The organism is Microbacterium panaciterrae (assembly GCF_039541635.1).
Classification (GTDB): domain Bacteria; phylum Actinomycetota; class Actinomycetes; order Actinomycetales; family Microbacteriaceae; genus Microbacterium; species Microbacterium panaciterrae.
Window position 1 is genome coordinate 75,708 of the sequence record NZ_BAABGP010000018.1, and the last position, 24,823, is coordinate 100,530.

General features: G+C 71.7%; 17 protein-coding genes. 9 read left to right on the plus strand and 8 right to left on the minus strand.

The features are described 5' to 3' along the window. Positions 1–62: 62 nt before the first annotated feature. A complete protein-coding gene (locus ABD882_RS13045) occupies positions 63–2,117 on the plus strand; it encodes a bifunctional aldolase/short-chain dehydrogenase (protein ID WP_345187604.1) in 2,055 nt (684 codons plus the stop codon). A gap of 4 nt (positions 2,118–2,121) precedes the next feature. After that, positions 2,122–3,519 carry a rhamnulokinase gene (locus ABD882_RS13050; protein WP_345187605.1) on the plus strand — a complete coding sequence of 466 codons (1,398 nt, stop codon included), beginning with the start codon at positions 2,122–2,124 and terminating at the stop codon, positions 3,517–3,519. 87 nt (positions 3,520–3,606) lie between these two features. Here the strand turns inward: ABD882_RS13050 and ABD882_RS13055 are convergent, their stop codons facing one another. Further along, on the minus strand, positions 3,607–4,569 hold the full coding sequence (locus ABD882_RS13055; RefSeq protein ID WP_345188005.1) for a LacI family DNA-binding transcriptional regulator: 963 nt from the start codon (positions 4,567–4,569) through the stop codon (positions 3,607–3,609). 275 nt (positions 4,570–4,844) lie between these two features. On the opposite strand from ABD882_RS13055, the gene galT reads away from it, so the two are divergent. The 3 genes from galT to galE all read left to right on the plus strand — a co-directional run bounded on the left by galT (position 4,845) and on the right by galE (position 8,341). Beyond that, positions 4,845–6,098 (plus strand): galactose-1-phosphate uridylyltransferase, encoded by a 1,254-nt coding sequence (galT, locus tag ABD882_RS13060; protein WP_345187608.1) that lies wholly within the window; start codon positions 4,845–4,847, stop codon positions 6,096–6,098. Next, the gene (gene galK / locus ABD882_RS13065) at positions 6,095–7,273 is read left to right on the plus strand and encodes a galactokinase (RefSeq protein WP_345187610.1); all 1,179 of its coding nucleotides are present in this window, start codon (positions 6,095–6,097) and stop codon (positions 7,271–7,273) included. The genes galT and galK overlap by 4 nt, the downstream gene beginning before the upstream one ends. A 90-nt stretch (positions 7,274–7,363) precedes the next feature. After that, positions 7,364–8,341 carry a UDP-glucose 4-epimerase GalE gene (gene galE, locus ABD882_RS13070; RefSeq protein WP_345187612.1) on the plus strand — a complete coding sequence of 326 codons (978 nt, stop codon included), beginning with the start codon at positions 7,364–7,366 and terminating at the stop codon, positions 8,339–8,341. A 243-nt stretch (positions 8,342–8,584) separates the two neighbouring features. On the opposite strand, the gene ABD882_RS13075 is transcribed toward galE, so the two are convergent. Beyond that, entirely contained in the window at positions 8,585–10,855 is a 2,271-nt protein-coding gene (locus ABD882_RS13075) for a glycoside hydrolase family 3 C-terminal domain-containing protein (protein WP_345187614.1), read from the minus strand. 117 nt (positions 10,856–10,972) lie between these two features. On the opposite strand from ABD882_RS13075, the gene ABD882_RS13080 reads away from it, so the two are divergent. Then, positions 10,973–11,590 (plus strand): TetR/AcrR family transcriptional regulator, encoded by a 618-nt coding sequence (locus ABD882_RS13080; RefSeq protein WP_345187616.1) that lies wholly within the window; start codon positions 10,973–10,975, stop codon positions 11,588–11,590. 21 nt (positions 11,591–11,611) lie between these two features. Here the strand turns inward: ABD882_RS13080 and ABD882_RS13085 are convergent, their stop codons facing one another. Both ABD882_RS13085 and ABD882_RS13090 read right to left on the minus strand, forming a co-directional pair. Beyond that, positions 11,612–13,144 (minus strand): carboxylesterase/lipase family protein, encoded by a 1,533-nt coding sequence (locus ABD882_RS13085; protein ID WP_345187618.1) that lies wholly within the window; start codon positions 13,142–13,144, stop codon positions 11,612–11,614. A 26-nt stretch (positions 13,145–13,170) separates the two neighbouring features. Further along, the gene (locus ABD882_RS13090) at positions 13,171–14,478 is read right to left on the minus strand and encodes an MFS transporter (RefSeq protein ID WP_345187620.1); all 1,308 of its coding nucleotides are present in this window, start codon (positions 14,476–14,478) and stop codon (positions 13,171–13,173) included. Between the two features lie 165 nt (positions 14,479–14,643). Here ABD882_RS13090 and ABD882_RS13095 point away from each other — a divergent pair, with 165 nt between their 5' ends. Continuing rightward, positions 14,644–15,222: a TetR/AcrR family transcriptional regulator gene (locus ABD882_RS13095; RefSeq protein WP_345187622.1), complete on the plus strand. Its 579-nt coding sequence runs from the start codon at positions 14,644–14,646 to the stop codon at positions 15,220–15,222. Between the two features lie 112 nt (positions 15,223–15,334). After that, on the plus strand, positions 15,335–16,819 hold the full coding sequence (locus ABD882_RS13100) for a carboxylesterase/lipase family protein (protein WP_345187624.1): 1,485 nt from the start codon (positions 15,335–15,337) through the stop codon (positions 16,817–16,819). A 146-nt stretch (positions 16,820–16,965) separates the two neighbouring features. Here the strand turns inward: ABD882_RS13100 and ABD882_RS13105 are convergent, their stop codons facing one another. Next, a complete protein-coding gene (locus ABD882_RS13105; protein WP_345187626.1) occupies positions 16,966–20,490 on the minus strand; it encodes a bifunctional proline dehydrogenase/L-glutamate gamma-semialdehyde dehydrogenase in 3,525 nt (1,174 codons plus the stop codon). 308 nt (positions 20,491–20,798) lie between these two features. Here ABD882_RS13105 and ABD882_RS13110 point away from each other — a divergent pair, with 308 nt between their 5' ends. Beyond that, on the plus strand, positions 20,799–21,701 hold the full coding sequence (locus ABD882_RS13110; protein ID WP_345187628.1) for a LysR family transcriptional regulator: 903 nt from the start codon (positions 20,799–20,801) through the stop codon (positions 21,699–21,701). A gap of 46 nt (positions 21,702–21,747) precedes the next feature. On the opposite strand, the gene ABD882_RS13115 is transcribed toward ABD882_RS13110, so the two are convergent. The 3 genes from ABD882_RS13115 to ABD882_RS13125 form a co-directional block, all read right to left on the minus strand. After that, a complete protein-coding gene (locus ABD882_RS13115; protein ID WP_425563369.1) occupies positions 21,748–22,782 on the minus strand; it encodes a DNA-methyltransferase in 1,035 nt (344 codons plus the stop codon). Between the two features lie 27 nt (positions 22,783–22,809). Then, positions 22,810–23,859, minus strand: coding sequence for a lipoate-protein ligase LplAB (gene lplAB / locus ABD882_RS13120; protein ID WP_345187630.1), 1,050 nt, complete (start codon positions 23,857–23,859; stop codon positions 22,810–22,812). A 94-nt stretch (positions 23,860–23,953) separates the two neighbouring features. After that, positions 23,954–24,817, minus strand: a complete 864-nt coding sequence (locus tag ABD882_RS13125) for an alpha/beta fold hydrolase (RefSeq protein ID WP_345187632.1) — start codon at positions 24,815–24,817, stop codon at positions 23,954–23,956. Positions 24,818–24,823 lie beyond the last annotated feature (6 nt).

A 24,823-nucleotide genomic window follows, 5' to 3' on the forward strand; every position in this document is an offset into this window, starting at 1 on the left:
CGCTGACGGGGACGACCCGGATGATTCCGAACCCATCGACGACTTGACCAAGGAACGCTGACATGACGAACCCGACCGCCGCCGCCCTGCTGGCGCGCAGCAACCGCCTCGGGGCGGATCCGCGAAACACCAACTACGCCGGGGGGAACACCTCCGCCAAGGGCACCGACACGGATCCTGTCACCGGGGATCCGGTCGAGCTGCTGTGGGTGAAGGGATCGGGGGGCGACCTCGGCACCCTGACCGAGCGGGGGCTGGCCGTGCTGCGCCTGGACCGGCTGCGCGCCCTGCAGAACGTGTACCCCGGCGCCGAGCGGGAGGACGAGATGGTCGCGGCCTTCGACTACTGCCTGCACGGCAAGGGCGGGGCGGCGCCCTCGATCGACACGGCCATGCACGCGCTCGTGGATGCGGCGCACGTCGACCACCTGCACCCCGACTCCGGGATCGCGATCGCGACGGCCGCGGACGGCGAGGAGCTGACCGCGCAGATCTTCGGCGGCAGGGTCGCCTGGGTGCCGTGGCGGCGGCCCGGGTTCCAGCTCGGCCTGGACATCGCGGCGATCAAGGCCGCGAACCCGGACGCGATCGGGTGCATCCTGGGCGGGCACGGCATCACGGCGTGGGGCGACAGCTCCGAGGAGGCCGAGGTGAACTCGCGCTGGATCATCAAGACGGCCGCGGCGCACATCGCCGCGCACGGCAAGGCCGAGCCGTTCGGCGCCGTCCGGGCAGGGTTCGCGGCGCTGCCCGAGACGGAGCGGCGTGAGCGGGCGGCCGCGCTCGCGGCGACGATCCGCGGCATCGCGTCCGCCGACAGGCCCATGGTGGGCCATTTCAGCGATGCCGAGGTCGTGCTCGACTTCCTCGCCGCCGAGAAGGCCCCGACGCTCGCCGCGCTGGGCACCAGCTGCCCGGACCATTTCCTGCGCACCAAGGTCAAGCCGCTGATCCTGGATCTGCCCGCGACCGCGACGGCCGAGGAGCAGATCGCGCGCCTGCACGAGCTGCACGCCACGTACCGCGCCGATTACCAGGCGTACTACGACGCCCACGCGACGGCCGGCTCGGCGACCGAACCCGCATCCCCGGCCATCCGCGGGGCGGATCCGCTGATCGTGCTCGTCCCCGGCGTCGGCATGTTCTCCTACGGCGCGAACAAGCAGACCGCCCGGGTGGCGGGCGAGTTCTACGTGAACGCGATCAACGTGATGCGCGGCGCCGAGGCGCTGTCGACGTACGCGCCCATCTCGGACGCGGAGAAGTTCCGGATCGAGTACTGGGCGCTCGAGGAGGCGAAGCTGCAGCGAATGCCGAAGCCGGCGAGCCACCAGGGCCGGATCGCGTTCGTCACCGGCGCCGCGAGCGGGATCGGCAAGGCCATCGCCACCCGCCTGGCCGCGGAGGGCGCCTGCGTCGTGGTCGCCGACCTCGACCTGGCCAAGGCGCAGGCCGCGGCGGCCGAGCTCGGCGGCAGCGACGTCGCGATCGGCGTCGCCGCGAACGTCGCCGACGCGTCCGCCGTGCAGGCAGCGCTGGATGCGACCGTGCTCGCGTTCGGCGGCGTCGACCTCGTCGTCAACAACGCCGGGCTCTCCCTCTCCAAGCCTCTGCTGGACACCACCGAGAGCGACTGGGACCTGCAGCACGACGTGATGGCGAAAGGATCCTTCCTCGTCTCGAAGGCGGCCGCGAAGATCCTGATCGAGCAGAAGCTCGGCGGCGACATCATCTACATCTCCTCGAAGAACAGCGTGTTCGCCGGCCCCAACAACATCGCCTACTCCGCGACGAAGGCCGACCAGGCCCACCAGGTGCGCCTCCTCGCGGTCGAGCTCGGCGAGCACGGCGTGCGCGTCAACGGCATCAACCCGGACGGCGTCGTCCGCGGATCCGGCATCTTCGCGTCCGGCTGGGGCGCCAATCGCGCCGCGACCTACGGCGTCGCCGAAGAGGACCTCGGCCAGTTCTACGCGAACCGCACGATCCTCAAGCGCGAGGTGGTCCCCGAGAACGTCGCCGATGCCGTGTACGTGCTCACCGGCCCCGAGCTCAGCCGCACCACCGGTCTGCACATCCCCGTCGACTCCGGCGTCGCCGCCGCCTTCCTGCGATGAGCGCATGACCGTCGTCGTCGCCGTCGATCTCGGCGCCACCAGCGGCCGGGTGATGATCGGGAGGATCAGCGGGGGCCGGATCGACCTCGAGCTGGTGTCGCGTTTCGCCCACGGCCCCGTCGCACGCGAGGACGGCCTGCACTGGGACTTCGCCGCGCTCTCCGAGCACGTCGTCGCCGGACTCGCCGAGGCCGTGCACCGCGAGCCCGGGATCGAGAGCATCGGCATCGACTCCTGGGCGGTGGACTACGGCCTTCTTCGCGACGGCCGGCTGCTCGCGGAGCCGTTCCACTATCGCGACGACCGCTCGGCGCGCGGTGTCGCCCGGGTGCACGAGATCATCCCGCCCGCCGAGCTGTACCGACGCAACGGCCTGCAGTTCCTGCCGTTCAACACGCTGTACCAGTTCGCCGCCGACGCGCACCTCGATGACGCCGATCGCGCGGCGCTGATCCCCGACCTGATCGCGTTCCTGCTCACCGGCGCCGTGATCGCCGAGCGCACGAACGCCTCCACCACCGGCCTCCTCCGTGTGGCCGACGGCGAGTGGGACCTCGAGCTGGCCGAGCGGATCGGCATCCCCGCGCGCATCCTGCCGCCGCTGGTCGACCCCGGCACCGTGATCGGCAGGCTGCGGCCCGAGCTCGCCGAGCGCATCGGCAAGGACCTGCCGGTGGTCGCGGTCGGCTCGCACGACACCGCCTCCGCCGTCGTCGCCGTGCCGCTGTCGACGCCGCACTCCGCGTACATCTCGTGCGGCACCTGGGGCCTGGTCGGCGTCGAGCTGACCGAGCCGGTGCTCACGGATGCCGCCCGCGCCGCGAACTTCACGCACGAACGCGGCGTCGATGATCGCTTCCGATTCCTGCACAACGTCACGGGACTGTGGCTGCTCAGCGAAACCGTGCGGGCGTGGGAGGCGGAGGACGGCGCACCGATCGACCTGCCGCAGCTGCTGGCCGCGGCCGCCGACCTCTCCGGGGACGCACCGCTCTTCGACGCCGATGACGCGTCGCTGAGCGCGCCGGGTGACATGCCCGCGCGCATCTCGGCATTGCTCGGCACCGACGCTCCGGCTGGCCGGCCCGCCTTCGTCCGCAGCATCGTCGAGTCGATCGCGACGGCCTTCGCCGACGCGCTGGCGAGCGCAGCGGAGCTGTCCGGGCGTGAGATCGACGCCGTGCACCTGGTGGGCGGCGGATCCCTGAACAGCCTGCTCTGCCAGGCCACCGCCGACCGCTCCGGGCTTCCCGTGCTCGCGGGCCCGGTCGAGGCCACCGCGCTCGGCAACGTGCTGGTGCAGGCCCGTGCGCTCGGCCGGCTCGGCGACGGGACCCTGGAGGAGCTCCGTGCTCTCGTGGCCGCCTCCGTGCCACCGGTGAGGTACGAGCCCCGGCCCTGACCGCCTGCAGGTGCAGCTGTTCTGCGCCCCGGCGGCTGCGGCGATGGGTGCGGCCGCTGCTGCCGCCGCGGAATCCTGGCCGGGTCCCTAGGAGCTTGCGCGCACCACCAGCACCGGCGTCAGCAGCGGCGGATCCTGCGTCTGATCGTCGAGACCCTCGACGCGGTCGACGACGAGGCGGACAGCCTGCTCGCCCAGCGCGCCGAAGTCCTGCCGCACCGTGGACAGCGGGGGGCGGAACTCGGCGGCGTCCGCGATGTCGTCGAAACCGAGCACGGCGACGTCCTCGGGCACGCGCCGCCCCGCCTCGGCGAGCGCGCGCAGCAGGCCGAGCGCCATCTGGTCGTTGGCGGCGAAGACCGCGACGACGGAGGGATCCGCGGCGAGCCGCCGTCCCGCAGCATGACCCGAGGCGGCGCTCCAGTCCCCGCGGCGGAGTTCAGGCGCCTCGAGTCCGCGCGCTGCGAGCTGCTCGCGCCAGCCGCGCTCGCGTTCGGCGGCGGCGAAGGATCCCGCGGGGCCGGCGAGGTGGTGCACGCTCGCCGCTCCCCGGTCGAGCAGGTGGGCGGTCGCGGCCCTCGCCCCGGCCGCGTGGTCGGTGCCGATGACGGCGAAGCGGGGATCCGCTGGCGCATCGACGACCACGAGCGCGAGCCCGGCCGGATCCGCATCCCGCGCGAGGGCCGACGCCTCGTTGAGCACGATCGCCCCGTCCACGCCCTGGTCGTGCAGTCGGTCGAAGGCCTCGCCGATCCTGCCCGCCGCCCCCAGGGTGACGACCGCGAGAGCATAGCCGCGCGCCTCGGCGGCTTCCGCGACGGCCTGCAGCAGAGCGGAGTTGCCGACCGTGGCCAGGGTCTCTGCGACCACGCCGATCGTGCGCGAGCGCCCGGTGCGCAGCGCACGCGCGGCGCGATGCGGACGGTAGCCGAGCTCGGCCATCGCGGCTTCGACGCGGGCGCGGGTGGCCGGATCCACGCGCGGACTGTCGTTGACGACCCGCGACACGGTCTGGCCGGACACTCCCGCGTGCGCGGCGACCACGGCCATCGACACCCGTCCGCTCGGCTTGGGCCCGCGCCGGGTCGGTGCGGCGCCGTTGTCCGCCCCGGCCGTGCCGTCTGCGATGGCCTCCAGCTCGCGCAGTTCATCGTCGTACCTGGTCACAATCGCCCCTTCGCCGTCATGGCCCTGTGCCGTCGCGGGGGTCGCCGTCACTGCCGCGCGCACCGTGGCGGATCGTCCTCGCCGTGCGACACGCGTTCCGACGTGTGCCGAACTCAGGAATGTTGACGTTACCACGCCGCATGACGTACCGTGTTTACGTGAACATGGAAATCGATCCTGAGTTCGGCACCACTCCGGCGGGCGTGAACGCCGGGGCGGCCGCCGCCGTGAACGCTGGCGCGGCCGTCTCCGCCCTCGGCGCGGGCGTCGTCCGCCGCGCCACCCGCCTCGCCGACGGCCGCGAGCTGATCTACTACGACGACCCCGGCACCGCCCTCGGCCCGGATCGGAACGTCGACGCCCGCGACCTCGACGCCCGCTCCGACACCGCGATGATGCGCCAGGATGTGCTCACCGGCGACTGGATCACGTTCGCCACCAAGCGCCAGAACCGCGTCATGCTGCCCAGCGCGGATGCGGATCCGCTCGCGCCGCAGACGCCCACGAACCCGTCCGAGGTGCCGTCGCGGTACGACGTCGCCGTGTTCGAGAACCGCTCGCCCTCGTTCGGCCCTGCCCTCGCTGAGGCCTTCGGCGGTGCGCCCGAAGCCCTGAACCCGCCCCGCGGCCTGGACGATCTCGAGGCGATCGGCCTCCAGCGCACACGCACCAGCGTCGGCCGCTGCGAGGTCGTCTGCTTCAGCCCGGAGCACGCCGGATCCTTCGGCACCCAGTCCGTCACCCGTGCGCGCACCGTGATCGAGGCCTGGGCGGATCGCACCGCCGCGTTGTCGGCACTGCCCGGGATCGAGCAGGTGTTCCCGTTCGAGAACCGCGGCGAGGCGATCGGCGTGACCCTGCCGCACCCGCACGGGCAGATCTACGCCTACCCCTATGTGACGCCGCGCACCCAGCGCCTCCGGGACAGCATCGATCGCACCGACCGCAGCCTGTTCGCGCGGATCCTGGAGAGCGAGCAGGGTTCGGATCGGGTCGTGCTGCAGGGCGAGCACTGGACGGCGTTCGTGCCGTTCGCCGCGCGCTGGCCGCTCGAGGTGCAGGTGCTGCCGCGTCGGCACGTGCCCGACTTCGCCGCCCTCTCCGACGAGGAGCGCGACGAGCTCGCCCCCCTCTACCTGCACCTGCTGCGCGGCGTCGACGCGCTCTACGGATCCCCGACGCCGTACATCGCGGCCTGGCATCAGGCGCCCGTGCACGTGGGTCGCGACACGATCCGGATGCGCCTGGAGCTCACCAGCCCGCGACGGGCCGCCGACAAGCTGAAGTTCCTGGCCGGATCCGAGACCGCCATGGCGGCCTGGACCGCCGAGATCCTGCCCGAAGACGCCGCCGCGCGCCTCCGCGAGGCGATCGCCTCCGTTCCGGCACCGACCACCGAGGAGACCCGATGACCGCCGCCGCCCTGTTCCGCACCCTGACCGGATCCGATCCCGCCGGCGTCTGGTCGGCTCCCGGTCGTGCGAACCTCATCGGCGAGCACACCGACTACAACGACGGCTTCGTGCTGCCGTTCGCGATCCAGCACCGCACGTTCGCGGCCGCAGGGCTCCGCACCGATGGACGGATCCGCGTCGCCTCCTCGTTCGCGAACGACGCCGTCGAGGTGGCGCTGGACGAGCTGGAGGCGCTCTTCCCGACGACGGGCTCGCAGGTACCAGCCGTGCCCGAGTGGGCGGCCTACCCGCTCGGCGTCGCCTGGGTGCTGCGGGCGCTGATTCCCGCGGCGGCGCGCGCCGCGCTCCCCGGCGTCGACATCGCGATCACGTCCGACGTCCCCGTCGGCGCCGGGCTGTCGTCGTCGGCGGCGATCGAGGGGGCGAGCGGATCCGCGCTCAACGAGCTGTGGAGCCTGGGACTGGATCCCGTGACGCTCGCCCGGGCCGGCCGCCGCGCCGAGAACGAGGCCGTGGGCGCGCCGACCGGGATCATGGACCAGATGGCGTCGATGCTCGGCCGGGCCGATGCCGCCGTCTTCCTGGACTGCCGCACGCTGGAGACCCGCTCGATCCCACTCGGGTTCGCCGAGGCGGGCCTGGAGGTGCTCGTGATCGACACCGGTGTGGAGCATGCGCATTCCACGGGCGGTTATCGCGAGCGTCGGGCGTCCTGCGAGCGCGGTGCTGCGGCGCTCGGGGTGCCGGCCCTGCGCGACGTGACCGTGGCCGATCTGCCGCGCGCCGCCGAACTGCTGGACGACGTCGACTTCCGGTGTGTCCGCCACGTCGTCACGGAGGATCAGCGCGTACTCGACACCGTGGCCGTGCTCGCGGAACGCGGACCGAGAGCGATCGGCGAGCTGCTCGTGGCCTCGCACGCGTCCATGCGCGACGACTTCGAGATCTCGATCGCCGAGCTCGACACGGCCGTCGACACCGCCCTCGCGCACGGAGCGGTCGGCGCCCGGATGACCGGCGGCGGCTTCGGCGGCTCAGCGATCGCTCTCGTCGACCACGCGCTGGTCGAGCCCGTCTCGGTCGCCGTGCGTGCCGCCTTCGCGCAGGCAGGATTCGCGGAACCGCACCTGTTCACGGTCACCCCGTCGGACGGCCCCCGCCGCGAGGCCTGACGGCGGATGCGGCAGCTGATCCGGGATCCGGGATCCCCAGCGAACCGCTGACACAATGAACACGCGCGTCTGCGCGACGGAAGGAGTCCCATGTCCTGGCTTGTCACCGGCGGCGCCGGCTACATCGGATCGCACGTGGTGCGTGCGCTTGCGGCGGCCGGGCTCACGCCCGTCGTGCTCGACGACCTCTCCAGCGGGCGCGCCTCGTTCGTGCCGGAGGGCGTCGCGCTCATCGAGGGCAGCATCCTCGACCGCGATCTGGTGGAGCAGACGCTCCGCGACCACGGTGTGCAGGGCGTGATCCATGTCGCCGGGTTCAAGTACGCGGGAGTCTCGGTGCAGCGCCCGCTGCACACCTACGCGCAGAACGTCGAGGGCACCCGGGTGATCCTCGAGGCCATGGCCGCGGCCGGCGTCGCGAACATCGTGTTCTCGTCGAGCGCCGCCGTGTTCGGCACCCCCGACGTCCCGCTCGTGGTCGAGGAGACCGAGAAGCGCCCGGCCAGCCCGTACGGCGAGTCGAAGCTCATCGGCGAATGGCTGCTGCGCGACGAGGCGGTGGCGACGGCCGGATCCGAGCGCCCGCTCGTGCACACCTCGCTGCGCTACTTCAACGTCGTCGGATCGGCGGATCCGACCGTCTACGACGTCAGCCCGCACAACCTGTTCCCGATCGTGTTCGAGAAGCTGCTGGCCGGCGAGACCCCGCGCATCAACGGCGACGACTACGCCACCGAGGACGGCACGAACGTGCGCGACTACGTGCACGTCGGCGACATCGCGCTCGCACACGTCGCCGCCGCCCAGCGCATGATCGCCGGGCTGCCGATCGAGGCCGCCTACAACCTCGGATCCGGCGACGGGCTCTCGGTCCGCCAGATCATGGACGCCATGGCGCGCGTGACCGGGATCGCCTTCGTCTCCGAGATCGGCCCGCGCCGGCCGGGCGACCCCGACCGGATCGTCGCGACCGGCACGCTCGCCGCACGCGACCTGGACTGGACGATGCGGCACACCGTCGACGAGATGGTCCGCTCCGGCTGGGAAGCACGCCGCAACGCAGGCTGAGGCTCCGGTACGGCCAACGGTCCGCGCCGACTGCACCGCCTCCCGCCGAGCGCACGGCCTGTTGACGTGCGGATCCCGTGCACTGGGCAGGATCCCGTGCACTCGGCGGGAGGCGGGGTCGGGATCCGTCCCGGTGAGAGCGGAGCTCTCGGCGGGAACCGCGTTTCGTCTCGCTGCTCCTTCGTCGCTGCTCGCGCAACGACCCCAGGATCGGTCCTCGCTCAACGACCCCAATAAGCCGCGCTACCCCTGCGGGGCGTTCGCGGCGGCGAGCAGCTGGGCGACGCCGTCGCGGTCGAGGCCCCAGCCGAACGAGGGGAGCCGGCCGATCGGGAACGAGCCCATCATCTTCGTCATCGCCTCGCCCGACATGATGCCGTCGTCGCCGGTGCCGCCGAGCTGCTCCTGCATCGCGGCGAACGCCTGCGCCACCATCGGCCCTGCCACGGGGTGCGCGAACACCTCGGACAGCGGCGACTCCGGCGTGAGCGGCACGACGACGGCGTCACCGGCGACCTCGACGGTCGCGGTCGCGCGCAGGTCACGGCTCGACGCGCCGACCTCGACCCGGTAGGCGCCGCCCTCGACGACGAAGCGCTCGACGCGCACGTCCCAGTAGGCGAGGTCCTGACGGCGCACGGTCAGCACGACCTCCGCGGTGGCACCCGCGGCGATCTCGACCGAGGCGAAGGCCTTGAGCTCGCGCGGCGCGCGCTCCACGATCGAGGCGACCGGGGCGACATACACCTGCACGACCTCGCGGCCGTCCCGGGTTCCGGTGTTCGTCACGGGCACGGTCACGACGACATCGCCCGAGGGCGCCACGGTCGCTGCGACCGCTCCATACGCGAACGACGTGTACGACAGGCCGTGGCCGAACGGGTAGCTCACGGCGATGTCGCGCGCGTCGTACCAGCGGTAGCCGACGAGGATCCCCTCGCCGTAGCGGACATGCCCGTTCGAGCCGGGGAAGTTCCCGAACGCCGGAGTGTCCTCGAGGCGGTGCGGGATCGTCTCGGCGAGGCGTCCGGACGGGTTCACCGCGCCGAGCAGCACGTCGGCGGTCGCGGATCCGCCGGCCTGGCCGAGCAGCCACCCCTCCACGATCGCCGGCACCCGATCAGCGAACGGGAGCGCGACGACGGATCCGTTCGACAGCACCACGATCGTGCGCGGGTTCGCGGCGATCACCGCGTCGAGCAACGCCAACTGGTGCGGTGCCAGGTCGATGTGCTCGCGGTCGAAGCCCTCAGACTCCTCCGCGTCGGTGAGACCGAGGAAGACCACGGCGACGTCGCGGGAGGCGGCGAGCGCGACCGCCTCGTCACGGAGCGCGTCCTGATCGTCGGCCGCGGGGTCGAACGCGAAGCCGGGCGCGAACGCGACACGGTCGCCGGCGACCGCGGTGAGCGCATCGAGCGCGGAGTCCACGCGGGTCGGGTTGATGTGCGAGGAGCCGCCGCCCTGGAACCGCGGCGTGCGGGCGAACTCGCCGATGAGCGCGATCGACGCGTCGGCGGCGAGCGGCAGCAGCGGAGCACCGTCGACGTCGTCGTTCTTCAGCAGCACGATCGAGCGCCGTGCCGCCTCGCGGGCGAGGGCGTGGTGCGCGTCCACGTCGAGGGGGCCGGCGACGGCCGGACGGGCCTGCGCCCGGCCGACGAGGTCGAGCACGCGGCCGGCCGAGGCATCGAGGGCGGCGGCCGAAGCCGGGTCGGCCTCCGCCGCGGCTGCCACGGCGCGATCCGATGCCCCGTCGCTGCCCGGCATCTCCAGGTCGAGGCCCGCGACCAGCGCGGCCACGCGGTCGTTCACGGCGCCCCAGTCGGAGACGACGAGTCCGTCGAAGCCCCACTCGTCGCGCAGCACGGTGGTGAGCAGCCACGGATCCTGCGAAGCGTAGACACCGTTGATCTTGTTGTACGAGCACATCACGGTCCACGGATGGGCGTCCTTCACGACGCGCTCGAACCCGCGCAGGTAGATCTCGCGCAGCGGCCGCGCGTCGATGTCGCTCGACGTGGTCATCCGCTGGAACTCCTGGTTGTTCGCGGCGAAGTGCTTCAGCGAGGATCCCACGCCCTGCGACTGGATGCCCTGCACGAGACCTGCGCCGATGACTCCGGCGAGGATCGGATCCTCCGACACGTATTCGAAGTTGCGCCCGCACAGCGGCGAGCGCTTGATGTTGATGCCGGGGCCGAGGATGACCGCGACGTCCTCGATCGCCGATTCGACGCCCAGTGCCACGCCGACGCGCTCGGCCAATTCGGGGTCGAACGAGGATCCGAGGCCGGCCGCGGGCGGGAAGCACGTCGCCGGGACGCTCGCGCCGAGGCCGAGATGGTCGCTCTCGGCCGCCTGCTTGCGCAGTCCGTGCGGACCGTCGGTGACCATGATCGACGGCACGCCGACGCGGTCGATGGGCTTCAGGGTCCAGAAGTCCTTGCCGCTCATGAGCGACGCCTTCTCGGCGGTGCTGAGCTCGGACAGGTGGTCACGGGGCGTTGTCATGTCGACTCCTTCGTGGATGACGCTCGGGGTAGCCCCACTTCACCAGGTCCTGAATCAAAAAGCAAGTGTTATTCGGTTTTCAGCGTCGAGGCCTCGCACCCGGATAGTCTCGGGGTCATGGCACGACGAGGCTCCTATGCGAAAGGGATCGCGAAGCGCGAGGAGATCCTGCGCGCGGCCCTCGCCGTGGTCGCCCGCGAGGGGTACCACGGCGCCTCGGTGAAGGAGCTCGCGGACGAGGTGGGCCTCAGCCAGGCGGGGCTCCTGCACTACTTCGACAGCAAGGACGAGCTGTTTGTCGAGATCCTGCGCACGCGCGACCAGATCGACATGGCCGACCACGTCGAGGCCCTGGACGGCGCCACCATCGACGAGGTGCGCGACGGCTATCTGGACATCGTCCGGCACAACGCCCAGGTGCCGGGGCTGGTCGAGCTGTTCACCCGGCTCGCCGCCGACGCCGCCGACCCCGCGCATCCGTCCCGGGCGTTCTTCGCCGAGCGGAGCACGGGCCTGCGCGACCGATGGGCCCAGGCGATCGCCGATGCGCAAGCCGAGGGACGGATCCGCCGCGGCATCGATCCGATGCTCGCCGCGCGGCTGCTGCAGGCCGTGTCGGACGGCGCCCAGATGCAGCTGCTCGTCGAGCCGGAGCTCGACATGTCCGCCCTCATCGAGACCCTGTTCGACCTGATGGAGCCGGGCGAAACCCTCGGAGATCAGCGCGCGCGCTGACCCCCCGAGGCGCTCCTGCCGTCACGCTCTCCGCAGCGGCTGCACGGAGGCGTACGCGTCGGCCTGATCCCGCGAGGGCGTGTCGTACACGCGCGCGATCCGGCTCGTGCCGTCGTACCGGGGCCAGCCCGGATCCCCGCCCACGATGAACGCGACGGCCGCCGCGTGCACCTCGTCGGCGAGCGCCTGCGGCGGGTTCGGGCCCGCGAGCGGCTCCATCGCGGGGCCGTCCAGGCAGTCGAAGAAGAACGGCACATCGAGGCAGTGCTCGGCGAAACCGAAGTGCCCCGACGGCCACGCGAACCGGTACACCCAGGTGGGTGCGCTGCCGCGATCCTGCACGATCTTCAGGATCGCGACGCGGAACATCCGGTCGGTGAGCACCCGGCCGGCCAGGCGCGCCTTGCCCTTCGCGACGACGTCCGCGTTCGCGGCGAGGTACTCCTTCTGCACGTCCTTCGGCACGCCGAGCTTGCCGAGCAGCAGGCGCTTGGGCACGAACGCCATGGCCTTGCCCGCGTCCGCCATGGCCATGGTGAACTCGTCGTCGGTGGCGCCGAGCACGAGCGGCTTGTCGGATCCGACGCCCGCCCGCAGCGACTCCGGAGTGGGGCGCAGGATGAGGTCGCCGTCGATCGCGGGCCCCAGCGGCAGGCCGCCGTCGACGATCTCGTTCAACGCGTCGGGGCCGAGCTCGGTCGCCTTCTTCTGCAGCACGAGGACCTGCTCTTCGCTCAGCGCCGCCCACCCGGCACGGGTCGGCTCGACACCGGCCTGTGCGGCCAGGTCGCGCCCGAACGCCTCCGACTTCGCCGCGGTGACGTCGCCGAGCGCGCCGGAGATCGCGTACACCCCGTGGAACAGGTGCTGCGCCTGCTCCATCCCGAGCAGGGTCAGCACCGCCCCGCCGCCCGCGGACTGCCCCGAGATCGTGACCCGCGACGGATCCCCGCCGAAGGCCGCGATGTTGCGCTGCACCCACTCCAGCGCGAGCAGCCAGTCGCGCACGCCGCGGTTGGAGGGGGCGTCCTCGATCCAGCCGAAGCCGTCGAAGCCGAGGCGGTACGAGATGGTCACGGTGACCACGCCGTCGCGGGTGAAGTTGCGGCCGTCGTACCAGGGGCTGGCCGGGGATCCGGCGAAGTAGCCGCCGCCGTGGATGTAGACGAGCACCGGCAGGCCGGTGCCCGGTACCGCGGCGACCGGGGACGGCGTGTAGACGTTGACGTTCAGCGTCGACTCGCCCGGCACGCTCGGCTCCGGGATGAGGGTCACTCCGGGGTCGCCGCGCTGCGCGGTGGGCCCGAACGCGGCGGCGTCGAACACTCCCTGCCACGGCCTCTTCGGCTCGGGCGCCGCGAACCGCAGCTCCCCCACCGGAGCCTCCGCGAACGGGATCCCGAGGAACGCCGCCGAGCGCAGGTTCCCGCGCGCGCCGGATCCGGGTGCCGTGGTATCGCGCCAGCGACCGCACACGACGCCCTCAGCGATGCGGACCTCGGGGTGGTCCACGACGATGCCGGGATCGGTCGATGAGGTCTGAGTGCTCTCCATGAGGTTCCTTTCGAAGCGGTCGGGCGCTACTTGACGCCGCGGATCGGGGCGGTGACGACCGCGGCCAGCACGGCGAACACCATCGCGAACACGAACAGCATCGGGTATCCGCCGAAGGATCCGATGATCACCGCGGCGATCGGCGCGCTGAGCGCCTGCGGGATGTTCGTGGCGACGTTCAGGATGCCGAGGTCCTTGCCTGCGTCGGTGCCTTCGCTCGGGAGCACCTCTGTCATCAGGGCGGCGTCCACCGACATGTACAGGCCGAAGCCGATCCCGTTGACCACGGCCATCAGGATCATGCCGGTCATGTTCGGCATCATCAGCGGGAAGGACAGCCCGATCACCATCACCACGGTCGCGGCGTAGATGAACACCTTGCGGCGGCCGACCTTGTCGCTCCACCAGCCGGACAGCATGATGGCCGCCATCGTGGGGATCAGCGGGATGAGCGTCAGCGTGAGCATGGCGCCCTGCGCGGCGGTCAGCGACATCCCGATGTAGTCGGTGAGCAGGTACAGCTGGTAGGCCGTGACGGCGAAGTAGCCGAGGATCAGCAGGAAGCGCGCGGCGAACGCCCAGGCGAAGTCGGGGTGCTTGCGCGGGTTGATCCAGAAGCCGCGGAAGAACGCACTCCACCGGAACGGGGCGACGGCCGCGTTCTTGGACGACCAGTCCCGGTTCAGGAGGACGAAGAGCACGGTGATCACGATCACGGCGACGCCGAACACCGAGTAGCCGATGCCGATCTGCGAGCCCAGGGCCGCGGCGATCATGACGCCGACCGTCATGCCGAGCTGGGTGCCGAGTCCGATCATGGCGCTCGCCCCGCCGCGCTTGGCGCGCGGGAACCGATCCGCGGTGATGGTCGTCAGCGGCGCCTGCAGGAAGTTCAGCGCGACCTGGACGATGACCCAGAACACCGTGATCCACAGGACGTCGCGCAGCGATCCCATGCCGAAGAGCAGGATCCCGCCGACGAGAGCGCCCATGACCATCCACGGCGCGCGGCGTCCGAACCGCGACCGGGTGCGGTCGCTGAAGGCGCCGGCGAGCGGCTGCGCGAACAGCGTGAAGATGAACGAGGTCGTGGTGACGATCGCGAGGTTCTGCACCTTGTGCGCCGGATCCAGCAGCGCGATCTGGGACGGCAGCAGGATCGCGATGAGTCCGCCGTAGGTCGCGAAGAGCGTGAGCGACGAGATCAGCAGACTGGGCAGCAGTCGCTTCGTGGCCGGAGGGCTGGCGGCGGGCGCGCCCGGCTCGGGGGCCGTGGCGCGGATGACGCCGGTCGGGGCGAGCGCCGCGGCGGGATCGGGAGGGGTGATGGTCATGGGTGCTCCTCATCGAGCGGATCGGGTGCGGATCCGAATACCGAACCGTGTTTGGTTTCTAGATCCGATCTCGATCATGACACCGAACCCCGAACGCCGCAAGGGTTCTCGCCTCAAAAACCCCACGATGTTCGTGTTTCGTTACGGACGGTTTATCCTGGGCCCATGGCGACACGGGGCGCGTATGCGAAGGGCGTCGTCAAGCGCGAGGAGATCCTCGAGGCTGCACTCGAGATCGTCGGCAGGCTCGGATATCGCAGCGCCTCGGTGCGCGAGATCGCCGAGGCGGTGGGTCTCAGCCCCGCGGGGCTCCTGCACTACTTCGGAACCAAGGAGCAGCTCCTCGTCGAGATCCTCCGGGCCCGTGACGCGCACGACACCGCACGGTTCGCGGACCTCGACTTCATGCCCGCGTTCCTCGAGGTGCTGCGGCACAACGCCGAGGTGCCGGGGCTCGTCGAGCTCTACACGCGGCTGGCCGCCGAAACCGGAGATGCCGAGCACCCCGCCCATGCCTTCTTCCTCGATCGCACCCGAGCCGTGAACGCCGCGGCCCGAGAGGTCTTCGTCGCCGCCCAGAAGACGGGACGGATCCGTGCCGACCTGGATCCGGACTGGATCGTCCGCGCCGGGCACGCCCTCGCCGACGGCCTGCAGAACGCCTGGATCCTGGATCCGACGGTCGACATGGCCGCCGACGTCGCGCAGTTCTTCGCGCTGCTGCGGCCGGTGACGCCGAGTTGAGCTTCGCGGCTGTTTCGAACTCAGTCGATTCGGGCCGTTTCGGCTCGATTCCGGCCCGAAACGCGTCTGGGAACTGAGTTCGACACCGCGGCTCCCGGATACTCTGGCCGGTATGAGCGCCTCCACGCCCGACGGGCCCGTCGTCGTCACGACCTCCGGCCCTGTGCGCGGGTTCTGGCGGGGCGAGCCCGGCGCTCCGGGGGCTTCGGCGGCGTTCCTCGGGATCCCGTTCGCGGCCCCTCCTGACGGGGCGCTGCGCTTCGCCGCGCCGCAGGATCCGGAGCCGTGGACGGAGGTGCGGGACGCGACCGCGTTCGGCCCCACCGCCCAGCGCGGCGACAAGGGCGAGACGCTCATCCCCGAGCCGAGCATCCCGGGCGACGCGACGCTCAACGTGAACGTGTTCACGCCCGATCCGGGTGCGGCGCTTCCGGTGATGGTGTGGATCCACGGCGGCGGGTACGTCGATGGCTCACCGGCCAGCCCCTGGTACGACGGCGCCGCGTTCACCCGCGACGGCGTGGTCACGGTGTCCCTCTCGTACCGGCTCGGCTTCGACGGGTTCGGCCTGATCGACGGCGCCCCGGCCAACCGCGGCGTGCAGGACTGGATCGCCGGACTCGAGTGGGTGCAGCGCAACATCGCCGCGTTCGGAGGGGATCCGGCGCGCGTCACGATCGCGGGGCAGTCCGCGGGCGGCGGCGCGGTGCTGACGCTGCTCGGTCTGGAGCGGGCGCAGCACCTGTTCCGCGCCGCGATGGCGTTCTCCCCCGCCCTCGCCGACGTCGGGCCGCGCACGGCGCACGAGCGCACGGACCGGCTCGCCGAGCTGCTCGGCTGCGCACCGACGGCCGACGGGTTCCGCGGCATCCCGGAGCGGACCGTGATGCAGAAGCAGCCCGTCGCCGCGCTGCGCGGTGCGACGGGACTGCGGGCTCTGGTCGACCCGCTCGTGTCCGGGCTGCCCTGGGGTCCGGTCGTGGACGGCGATGTCGTGCCGCGCCACACCGTCGCCGGGATCCGCTCGGGCATCGGATCCGGCAAGCCGCTGCTGCTCGGTGCGACCGACGACGAGTTCACGATGGCGTTCGATCGGGCGCCGAAGCTGCTGCGATTCGTACCGGCCGGCCTCGCCCTGCGCCTGCTCTCGCGCGATCCGGCGCTGCGACACGCCTACCTGCGGGCGAACAGACCGCAGCGCCGCCATGGCACCGCGGCCCTGCTCGGCCGCTTCGTGACAGACAAGGTCTTCCGCTCGCTCGTCGTGCGCACCGCCGAGGCCCGCGGCGACGCCGCCACCTGGACGTACCGGTTCGCGTGGGTCTCCCCCGCCAAGGGCTGGTCGTGCCACTGCCTGGACGTGCCGTTCTGGTTCGACGTGCTGCAGGATCCGTTCGTCCCCCGCCTCGCCGGACCGACACCCCCGCAGCCGCTCGCGACCGAGATGCACGACGCCGCCGTGCGGTTCGTCCGCGAGGGCGAGCCGGGCTGGCCCGCGTGGCGCACGGATCCCGGCCTGTCCCGGGTGTTCGGCGCCGGCCCCGACGAGCCCGCGCTCTCGGCAACCGCGTTCGACAGCGCCCTGCCCCTGGTCTGAGGCTGCTTTCGGGGTCGTTTCTCGAGGTCGTTGAGCGAGGACGGAGCGCCAGCGACGACCGAGATGAAACGCGGTCATTCCGCGGCAAAACCGCGTTTCGTCTCGCTGCTCCTTCGTCGCTGCTCGCTCAACGACCCCGAACAGCGTCAGGCGATCGGATCCAGCAGGGGGATCTCGTAGCGGTGCGGCGTGCCGAAGCGGTGCGCGGTGACCGAGACGGCCTGCTCGCGCAGGAAGGTCAGGATCTCCACACGCCCGGCCGAGACCACGGGGTTCGCGTACAGCGCGAGGCTCGGGGATCCGGCCACGGCCGCGGCAGTGGCCTCCGCCGTGGCGCCGATCAGCCGCACCCGGCCGTCGCGCGCGGCGAGACGCTGCGCGTGTGCCGCCCAGGCTGCGGCGTCCTCGGTGGTCACCGTGACGTCCTGTGAGCCGAGCCAGGTCAGCAGCGACGAGGGCAGGGCCCTGGCCGTGCTGACGGTCACCCGGGCGCGCGCACGGCGGCCGGCGGCGACGACGCGCACGAGCTCCGCGACCCGCGGTCCTTCGAACCGCACCGTCACCGGAACCGCCTGATAACGCAGCGCGTTCTGCTCGGTGCTCAGCCCGGTGGCGTCGCGCACCACGCCGAACTCGTCTGCCCACGCGTCGATGTCGGTCGCCAGCGCCGAGCGCAGCCACGCGATGTCGGCGTCGGCGGTGCCAGACGCCGCAAGGGCACCCACCGCACCGGTCGCGAGGGCGTCGAGCTCGCGCGTCGATGCGACGGGGGCGTCGGTCCACTCGGACAGGCCGACGAGGTAGTTCGGGCCGCCCGCCTTGGATCCGGCGCCCACCGCGGCCTTCTTCCAGCCGCCGAACGGCTGGCGCTGCACGATCGCGCCGGTGGTGCCGCGGTTGACGTAGACGTTGCCGGCCTGGATCGCGGCGAGCCACTGCTGCACCTCGTCCTCGTCGAGCGAGTGCAGGCCGCTGGTGAGGCCGTAATCGATGTCGTTGACGACGTCGATCGCCTCGGTGAGGGAGTCCGCGGTCATGATGCCGAGCACGGGCCCGAAGTACTCCACGCGGTGGAACTCGCTTCCGCGGCGCACGCCGTCGCGGATGCCCGGGCGCCAGAGCTGTCCGGCGTCATCGAGCTTCTGCGGTTCGAGCAGCCAGCTCTCGCCGGCGTGCAGCGTGGTCAGCGCGTCGAGCAGCTTGCCCTCGGCGGGGCCGATCAGCGGTCCGATGCGGGTGGAGCCGTCCTCGGGCGCGCCCACGTCGTAGGAGCGCACCGCGTCGACGAGCTGGCGGCGGAACCGCTCCGAGCGCGCAGCGGATCCGACCAGCACGACGAGCGACGCTGCGGAGCACTTCTGTCCGGCGTGCCCGAACGCGGCATACGCGACGTCCTTGGCCGCGAGGTCGAGGTCGGCCGACGGGGTGACGATGATGGCGTTCTTGCCGCTGGTCTCGGCGAGCAGCGGCAGGTCCTGGCGAAAGCCGCGGAACAGCTCGGCCGTCTCGTAGCCGCCGGTGAGGATGACGCGGCCGACGGCCGGGTCGCTCACGAGCCGTGCGCCGAGCTCGCCGCGGTCGGCGCCGTCGAGCTGCACGTACTGCAGCACCTCGCGCGGCACGCCGGCCTCCCACAGCGCCTCGACCATGACCGCGCCGGAGCGGCGGGCCTGACGGGCGGGCTTGATGATGACCGGGGATCCGGTCGCGAGCGCGGACAGGGTGGATCCGGCCGGGATCGCGACGGGGAAGTTCCACGGCGGGGTCACCACGGTCAGGCCCACGGGCTGCATGGTCGCACCGTCGACGTCGGCGAGCTTCTTCGCGCTCTCCGCGTAGTAATGCGCGAAGTCGATCGCCTCGGAGACCTCGGGGTCGCCCTGCTCGATGACCTTGCCGGCCTCGGATCCCATGACCTCGAGCAGGTCGCCGCGACGCTGCTCGAGCACGTCGCCGGCGCGGTGCAGGATCGCGGCGCGTCCCTCGGCGCCGAGCGCCCGCCAGGCCTCGCCCGCGGCGACGGCAGTCGTGATCGCGGTGTCGACCTGTTCCGCGGTGGACAGGGTGTGGGCGTCGACCGTCGCGTTGCCGAGCTCCGAGCCCTTCATACGGGCGCGGATCGCGTCGCCCCAGGCGCGGTTCGCAGCGAGCGACGGGTCGGTGTCGGGCGTGTTCACGAAGCCGTGCGGATCGGTCCCTGAGCCCGTCGAAGGGACCGGGGCGGTGCGATCCTGCACGCGGTTCGGAGCGGGGACCTCGGTGGGGACGCTCCGCACGGAGGCGAGGAAGCGCTCCTTCTCGCGCTCGAACAGGGCCGGATCCGCGTCGAGGTCGAAGACCGCCGACATGAAGTTCTCCTGCGACGCACCCTCCTCCAGACGCCGGATCAGGTACGCGATCGCGACGTCGAACTCGTCGGGGTGCACGACCGGCGTGTACAGCAGGAGGGATCCGACGGTGCGCTTGATGACCGTCGCCTGGGCGGCCGCCATGCCGAGCAGCATCTCGAACTCGATCCCCTCGGTGACGCCGCGCTTCGAGGCCAGCAGCCAGGCCAGCGCGATGTCGAAGAGGTTGTGCCCGGCGACGCCGATCCGGACGTTGCCGACGTGCTCCGGACGCAGCGCGTACTCGAGCACGGCCTTGTACGAGCTGTCCGACTCCTGCTTGGAAGACCAGGTCGCGAGCGGCCAACCGTGCGACTCGGCGTCGACGGTCTCCATGGGCAGGTTCGCGCCCTTGACGACGCGCACCTTGATCGGCGCACCGCCGTCGGCCACGCGCTTCGCGGCCCATTCCTGCAGCCGGATCATCGCGCCGAGGGCGTCGGGCAGGTAGGCCTGCAGCACGATGCCGGCCTCGAGGGTCTGGAACTCCGGGCGATCGAGGATGTTCGTGAACACCGCGATCGTGAGGTCGAGATCCTTGTACTCCTCCATGTCGAGGTTGATGAACTTCGTCGTGCCGGTCCCCGAACCTGTCGAAGGGCCCCTCAGGGCGATCCGGTACAGCGGGAGGAGCGCCTCCGCCGCGTCCGCGACGGCCTCGTCGAACGCCCACGGGCTGTGCGGGGCGACCGTGGACGAGACCTTGATCGAGACGTAGTCGACGTCGTCGCGCTCGAGCAGCCGGCGGGTGCCCTCGAGACGGCGTGCGGCTTCTTCGCGACCGAGGATCGCCTCGCCGAGCAGGTTGATGTTGAGCTTCACGCCCTGCGTCTCGCGGATGTGCGCGATCGCCTTGCCGAGCTTCTCGTCGCGGGCGTCGACGATGAGGTGGCGTACCATCTGGCGCAGCACCGCGCGGGCCGCGGGCACGACGATGCCGGGCGCCATCCCCGCGGTCGCGCCGCCGAGTCCGATCGCGGCGCGCATCGGCGCGGGCAGGAAGCCGGGCGTGAGCGGCACGAGCTCCTTGAGCTTCGCCGCGGCGACCTTGAGGTCTTCCGGTCGCACGACGCCGTCCACGAAGCCGACCGTGAAGTCGAGGCCGTTCGGGTCGCGCAGCACACCGGCGAGGCGCTGACCGGCGGCGTCGACGGGCACCTCGCGGCTCTCCACGAGCCAGCGGCGGACCAGTGCGACGGCGTCGTCGGCGAGTGCGGAGAGGTCGGCGAGCCCGGCAGCGGCGCCGGTCTGTGCGGCGGAGCCGTGGGATTCGGTGGCGTTCATGGTTCCTCGGGGTTCGGGAGCTCGTCACGCGCGCGCGTGCGGGGATCCTCTCAGCATGGATCCGATCTCCCTACAGCAAAAGCGATCATTCATGATGGATAATGTTCATACTTATCGAATGGTCGTCGGGTCCCGGCCGCACACCCTGGCCACGCACCCCGGCCGCACACCCTGGCCACACACCCTGGCCACACACCCTGGCCGCACACCCTGGCCGCGAGACTGCATCTCCGCCTCGAGACAGCAGCACGTTGCTGCAGTTTCGAGGCTCAGTTGCAGTCTCGCGGGTGGAATGGAGAGGAACGAGCGTGTTCGAACTGCGCCGACTGCGGTTGCTGCACGAGTTCGCGTTGCGCGGCACGGTCGCCGAGGTCGCGAAGTCGCTGTCCTACAGCCCGTCCACCGTCTCCCAGCAGCTCGCACTGCTGGAGCGCGAGGCGGGGGTCGCACTCCTCGAGCCCGATGGGCGCCGGATCCGCCTCACACCCGAGGGCCGGGTGCTCGCGGAGCATGCGGCCCGGGCGCTCGAACTCGACGAGCAGGCCCGGCAGGCCCTCGCCGTCGCGCCGACGGAGCCGATCCGCATCAGCGCGATGCCGACGGCGGCCGAGACGATCGTCCCGGCCGCGCTCACCGCGCTCGCGGCCTCGCATCCGCAGCTGCGCGTGGAGATGACCGAGGCGCCGCCCGAGGAAGGCCTGTTCGAGCTCACCGCGCGCCGGTTCGATCTCGTCATCGCCGAGCAGTACCCGGGGCACACCCGGGAGCGCCGCGAGGGCACGGAGCACGAGCTGATCGGCGAGGATCCGATCCGCCTCGTCCTCGCCCCGCACGAGAGCGCAGTGCCGCTCGATGCGCTCCGCGATCGGGCCTGGGTGATGGAGCCGGTCGGATCCGCCGTGCGGCAGTGGGCGGTGCAGCAGTGCCGCGCGGCCGGGTTCGAGCCGGATGTGCGCTTCGAGGCCGTGGACCTCACGGTGCACGTGCGCCTCATCGCGGCGGGGCACGCGGTCGGCATGCTGCCGGATCTCATCTGGGGCGATGCGCCCGCCGGTCTCGTGCTCGCGGAGCTCCCCGGTTCGCCTGTCCGCGAGATCTTCACCGCGGTCCGCACCGGCACGCGATCCTCGGAGGGCGTCGCCGCGGTCCGCACGGCCCTCGCCGCCGCCTTCGCGCAGCACCGCCGGCCGGATCCCCCTCAGGGTCGTTGAGCGAGCGGAGCGCGACAGAACGCGGCGACACGACCGGCTCGGCAGATCACTCCGTTTCGGGGCGGACGGTCGCGTGCGGGATCCGCTGCCGCATCACTCGTACGGCCTCCGGGCTGACATCCACGAGCAGCGCGTCGCGGCCGAGCGCCGACGCGACCGCGCCGGAAGTGCCGCTGCCCGCGAACAGGTCGAGCACCCGGTCGCCGGGACGACTGGACGCCTGCACGATCCGGCGCAGGATCCCCTCCGGCTTCTGCGTCGGGTACCCGGTCTTCTCCCGGCCCGACGTCGGCACGATCGTGTGCCACCACACGTCGGTGGGGAGCTTGCCCCGCGCGCGTTTCTCGGCGCTCACCAGACTCGGCGCCATGTACGGCTCGCGCTCGACGTCGTCGACGTTGAACACGTGCCCGCCCGGCGTCTTCACATAGACGAGGATCGTGTCGTGCTTGGTGGGCCAGCGCGTGCGCGGCTTGGCGCCGTAGTCGTAGGCCCAGATGATCTCGTTCAGGAAGCACTCCCGCCCGAACACCGCATCGAGCATGACCTTGGCGTAATGCGCCTCACGGTAGTCGAGGTGCAGGTAGAGGGTGCCGTCGTCGGCGAGCAGCCGCCAGGCCTCCTCGAGCCGCGGCATGAGGAAATCGCCGTAGTCGTCGAAGCGGTCGTCGTAGGCGTGCAGCAGCTCGCGCACCCGCTCGTAGCGGTGCCCGTGGAAGCCGTGATTGACCTCGACCCGCGGTTCCGAACTCCGTCGATCCGGTGCGGCCTCGGTCTCGGAGGCGCGGAAATCCGCGGATTCCGGATCCTGGCCCTCCGAAATCTCCTGAGTTCGGCGCACCGGCCGGTCGGCACGGCGGGTCGACACGGAGTGCCGCTCCTGCACGCGGCCGGTGTTGAACGGCGGATCCAGATACACGAGGGTGAAGGATCCGTCGGGCAGCGTGCGGGCGACGTCGAGCGCCTCGCCCTGGACGATCTGGACAAATCCGATCCCGGGCGCTGAGACGGGCGCTTCGACAGGCTCAGCGACCGGGGCAGGCTCAGCGGCCGGGCCCGTCTCAGCGGCTGGGTCCGACACGGGGTCGAGGCTCACCGAGCCCTGCGCTCAGGGCACACGGTGCAGCCACGCCTCGGTGCCGAACTTCGTGCGCACCAGCTCCTCGGCCGCCGCATACTCGTCGGCCGCGATCGCGCCGTCCTCGGCGCCGGTGATCTCGCGGAACGTGCCCTTGAACCGCTCGATGATCTCGGCCCGGCTGAGCCCGGTCTGGCTGCGCAGCGGATCCACCCGCTTCGCCGCAGAGGCGGTGCCCTTGTCGCTGAGCTTCTCGCGGCCGATCCGCAGCACCTCGGTCATCGTCTGACCGTCGATGTCGTACGACAGCGTGGCGTGGTGCAGCACTCCGCCGTTGGCGAGCCGCTTCTGCGCGGCCCCGCCGATCTTGCCGCTGGGCCCGGCGATGTCGTTGAGCGGCTGGTAGGTGGCGTCGATGCCGAGCGAGCGCAGCGCCTGCAGCACCCAGTCGTCCAGGAACGCGTAGGAGTCGGCGAAGGTCATGCCCTGCACGAGCGATGCCGGCACGTACAGCGAGTAGGTGATGATCTGGCCGGCGGCCATCATCATCGCGCCACCGCCGGAGATGCGGCGCACGACGTCGAAACCGTGCCGGACAGCCCCGGCGGGGTCGACCTCGTTGCGGTACGACTGGAAGGATCCGATCACCACCGCGGATTCGTCCCACTCCCAGATCCGCAGGGTCGGGCGGCGAAGCCCCGCACCGACGCGGGTGGTGAGCACCTCGTCGAGGGCGAGGTTCACGCGCGGCGAGACCGCCTTCTCGTGCACGATCTCCCAGTCGAAGTCGCGCCACCCCGGTGCCGTGACGAGCGCGCGGCGCACCGCGGTGCCGACCGCCTCGGGGGTGAGTCCGAGCAGCTGCGCGCCCTCGGGGAGCGCCGCGCGCACGGCGGCGGCGATCGCTGTGGCGTCGGTCTCGGTCGGAAGGCCGGTGACCGCGGCGTTGATCGCGTCGAGGGCGTCGTCGGGCTCGAGGAAGAAGTCTCCGGCGAGCCGGAAGTCGGCGATCGCGCCGTCCGTCACCTCGAAATCGACGACGACGAGCTTGCCACCAGGAACCTTGTACTCACCATGCACCGCTTCAGCCTACGGCGCGACGGGATGGACCGCAGGCGCGCGGCGGCTCGCGCGGGCTCGGCGCGGGGGGCGCGGGCGGCGCGGGCGGCGGCGCTCAGTCCCGCGCCGGCACGTGCTTGTCGAGCCACGCGAGCAGGTCGGCGCGCACCTCGTCCTGCTGCAGCTCGTTGAAGATCTCATGCCGCGCCTCGGGGTACACCAGCGTGGTGACGTCGGTGAGGCCGGAGCGCGAGCGGTAGTCGTCGGCGAGGCGGTGCACACTGCGCGGGCCGCCGACCGGATCCTCCCGGCCGACCATCAGCAGCATCGGTACATCGCGGGGGTAGTCCTTGCGCGGGCGACCGTAGATGCGCGCCGCCTCGACCGGCCCGAACAGCTTCAGCAGCGGGACCTGGGTGGTCAGCGGATCCTCGGCGAACTCCTTCCACACCGCCGGGTCGCGGGAGAGCCACTCCAGCCCGGTGGCGTCGGGGCCCTTCCAGCGCGCATTCAACGGGCGCGAGTTCAGGTCACGCACGGTGCGGTGCGCGGATCCGCTGAGGATCACGGCGTCGTAGGCATCCGGGTGCGCGTTCAGCACCATCTGGGCGAGGAAGGATCCCCAGGAGTGCCCGAGCAGCACGAGCGGCAGATCGGGGTTCTCGGCGCGGATGAGCTCGGTGAACTGCCACACGCCGGCGACGACGGCGCGCATGCCGCCGGGGCCGAGCCGGCCCAGCCGGGCGGCGTCCCCGTGCTGCTTCATCCCGGTGCGGCCGTGCCCGCGATGATCGTCGGCGTAGACGGTGAAGCCGGCGGCGGTGAGCGCCGCGATCGTGCGGACGTATCGCCCGGCGTGCTCGCCGACCCCGTGCAGCAGCTGCACGACGCCTCTCGCCGGCCCGGTCGCCGGATGGACGTCGTAGACGATCGCGATGCCGTGCGCGTCAGTGAACTCGGCGGTGCGGGGCTCAGCCATGCCCCG

Coding starts and splice junctions, on each gene's coding strand:
- ABD882_RS13045 (WP_345187604.1), top strand. CDS start 63: ATGACGAACCCGACCGCCGCCGCCCTGCTGGCGCGCAGCAACCGCCTC.
- ABD882_RS13050 (WP_345187605.1), top strand. CDS start 2,122: ATGACCGTCGTCGTCGCCGTCGATCTCGGCGCCACCAGCGGCCGGGTG.
- ABD882_RS13055 (WP_345188005.1), bottom strand. CDS start 4,569: ATGGCCGTGGTCGCCGCGCACGCGGGAGTGTCCGGCCAGACCGTGTCG.
- galK (WP_345187610.1), top strand. CDS start 6,095: ATGACCGCCGCCGCCCTGTTCCGCACCCTGACCGGATCCGATCCCGCC.
- galE (WP_345187612.1), top strand. CDS start 7,364: ATGTCCTGGCTTGTCACCGGCGGCGCCGGCTACATCGGATCGCACGTG.
- ABD882_RS13075 (WP_345187614.1), bottom strand. CDS start 10,855: ATGACAACGCCCCGTGACCACCTGTCCGAGCTCAGCACCGCCGAGAAG.
- ABD882_RS13080 (WP_345187616.1), top strand. CDS start 10,973: ATGGCACGACGAGGCTCCTATGCGAAAGGGATCGCGAAGCGCGAGGAG.
- ABD882_RS13085 (WP_345187618.1), bottom strand. CDS start 13,144: ATGGAGAGCACTCAGACCTCATCGACCGATCCCGGCATCGTCGTGGAC.
- ABD882_RS13090 (WP_345187620.1), bottom strand. CDS start 14,478: ATGACCATCACCCCTCCCGATCCCGCCGCGGCGCTCGCCCCGACCGGC.
- ABD882_RS13095 (WP_345187622.1), top strand. CDS start 14,644: ATGGCGACACGGGGCGCGTATGCGAAGGGCGTCGTCAAGCGCGAGGAG.
- ABD882_RS13100 (WP_345187624.1), top strand. CDS start 15,335: ATGAGCGCCTCCACGCCCGACGGGCCCGTCGTCGTCACGACCTCCGGC.
- ABD882_RS13105 (WP_345187626.1), bottom strand. CDS start 20,490: ATGAACGCCACCGAATCCCACGGCTCCGCCGCACAGACCGGCGCCGCT.
- ABD882_RS13125 (WP_345187632.1), bottom strand. CDS start 24,817: ATGGCTGAGCCCCGCACCGCCGAGTTCACTGACGCGCACGGCATCGCG.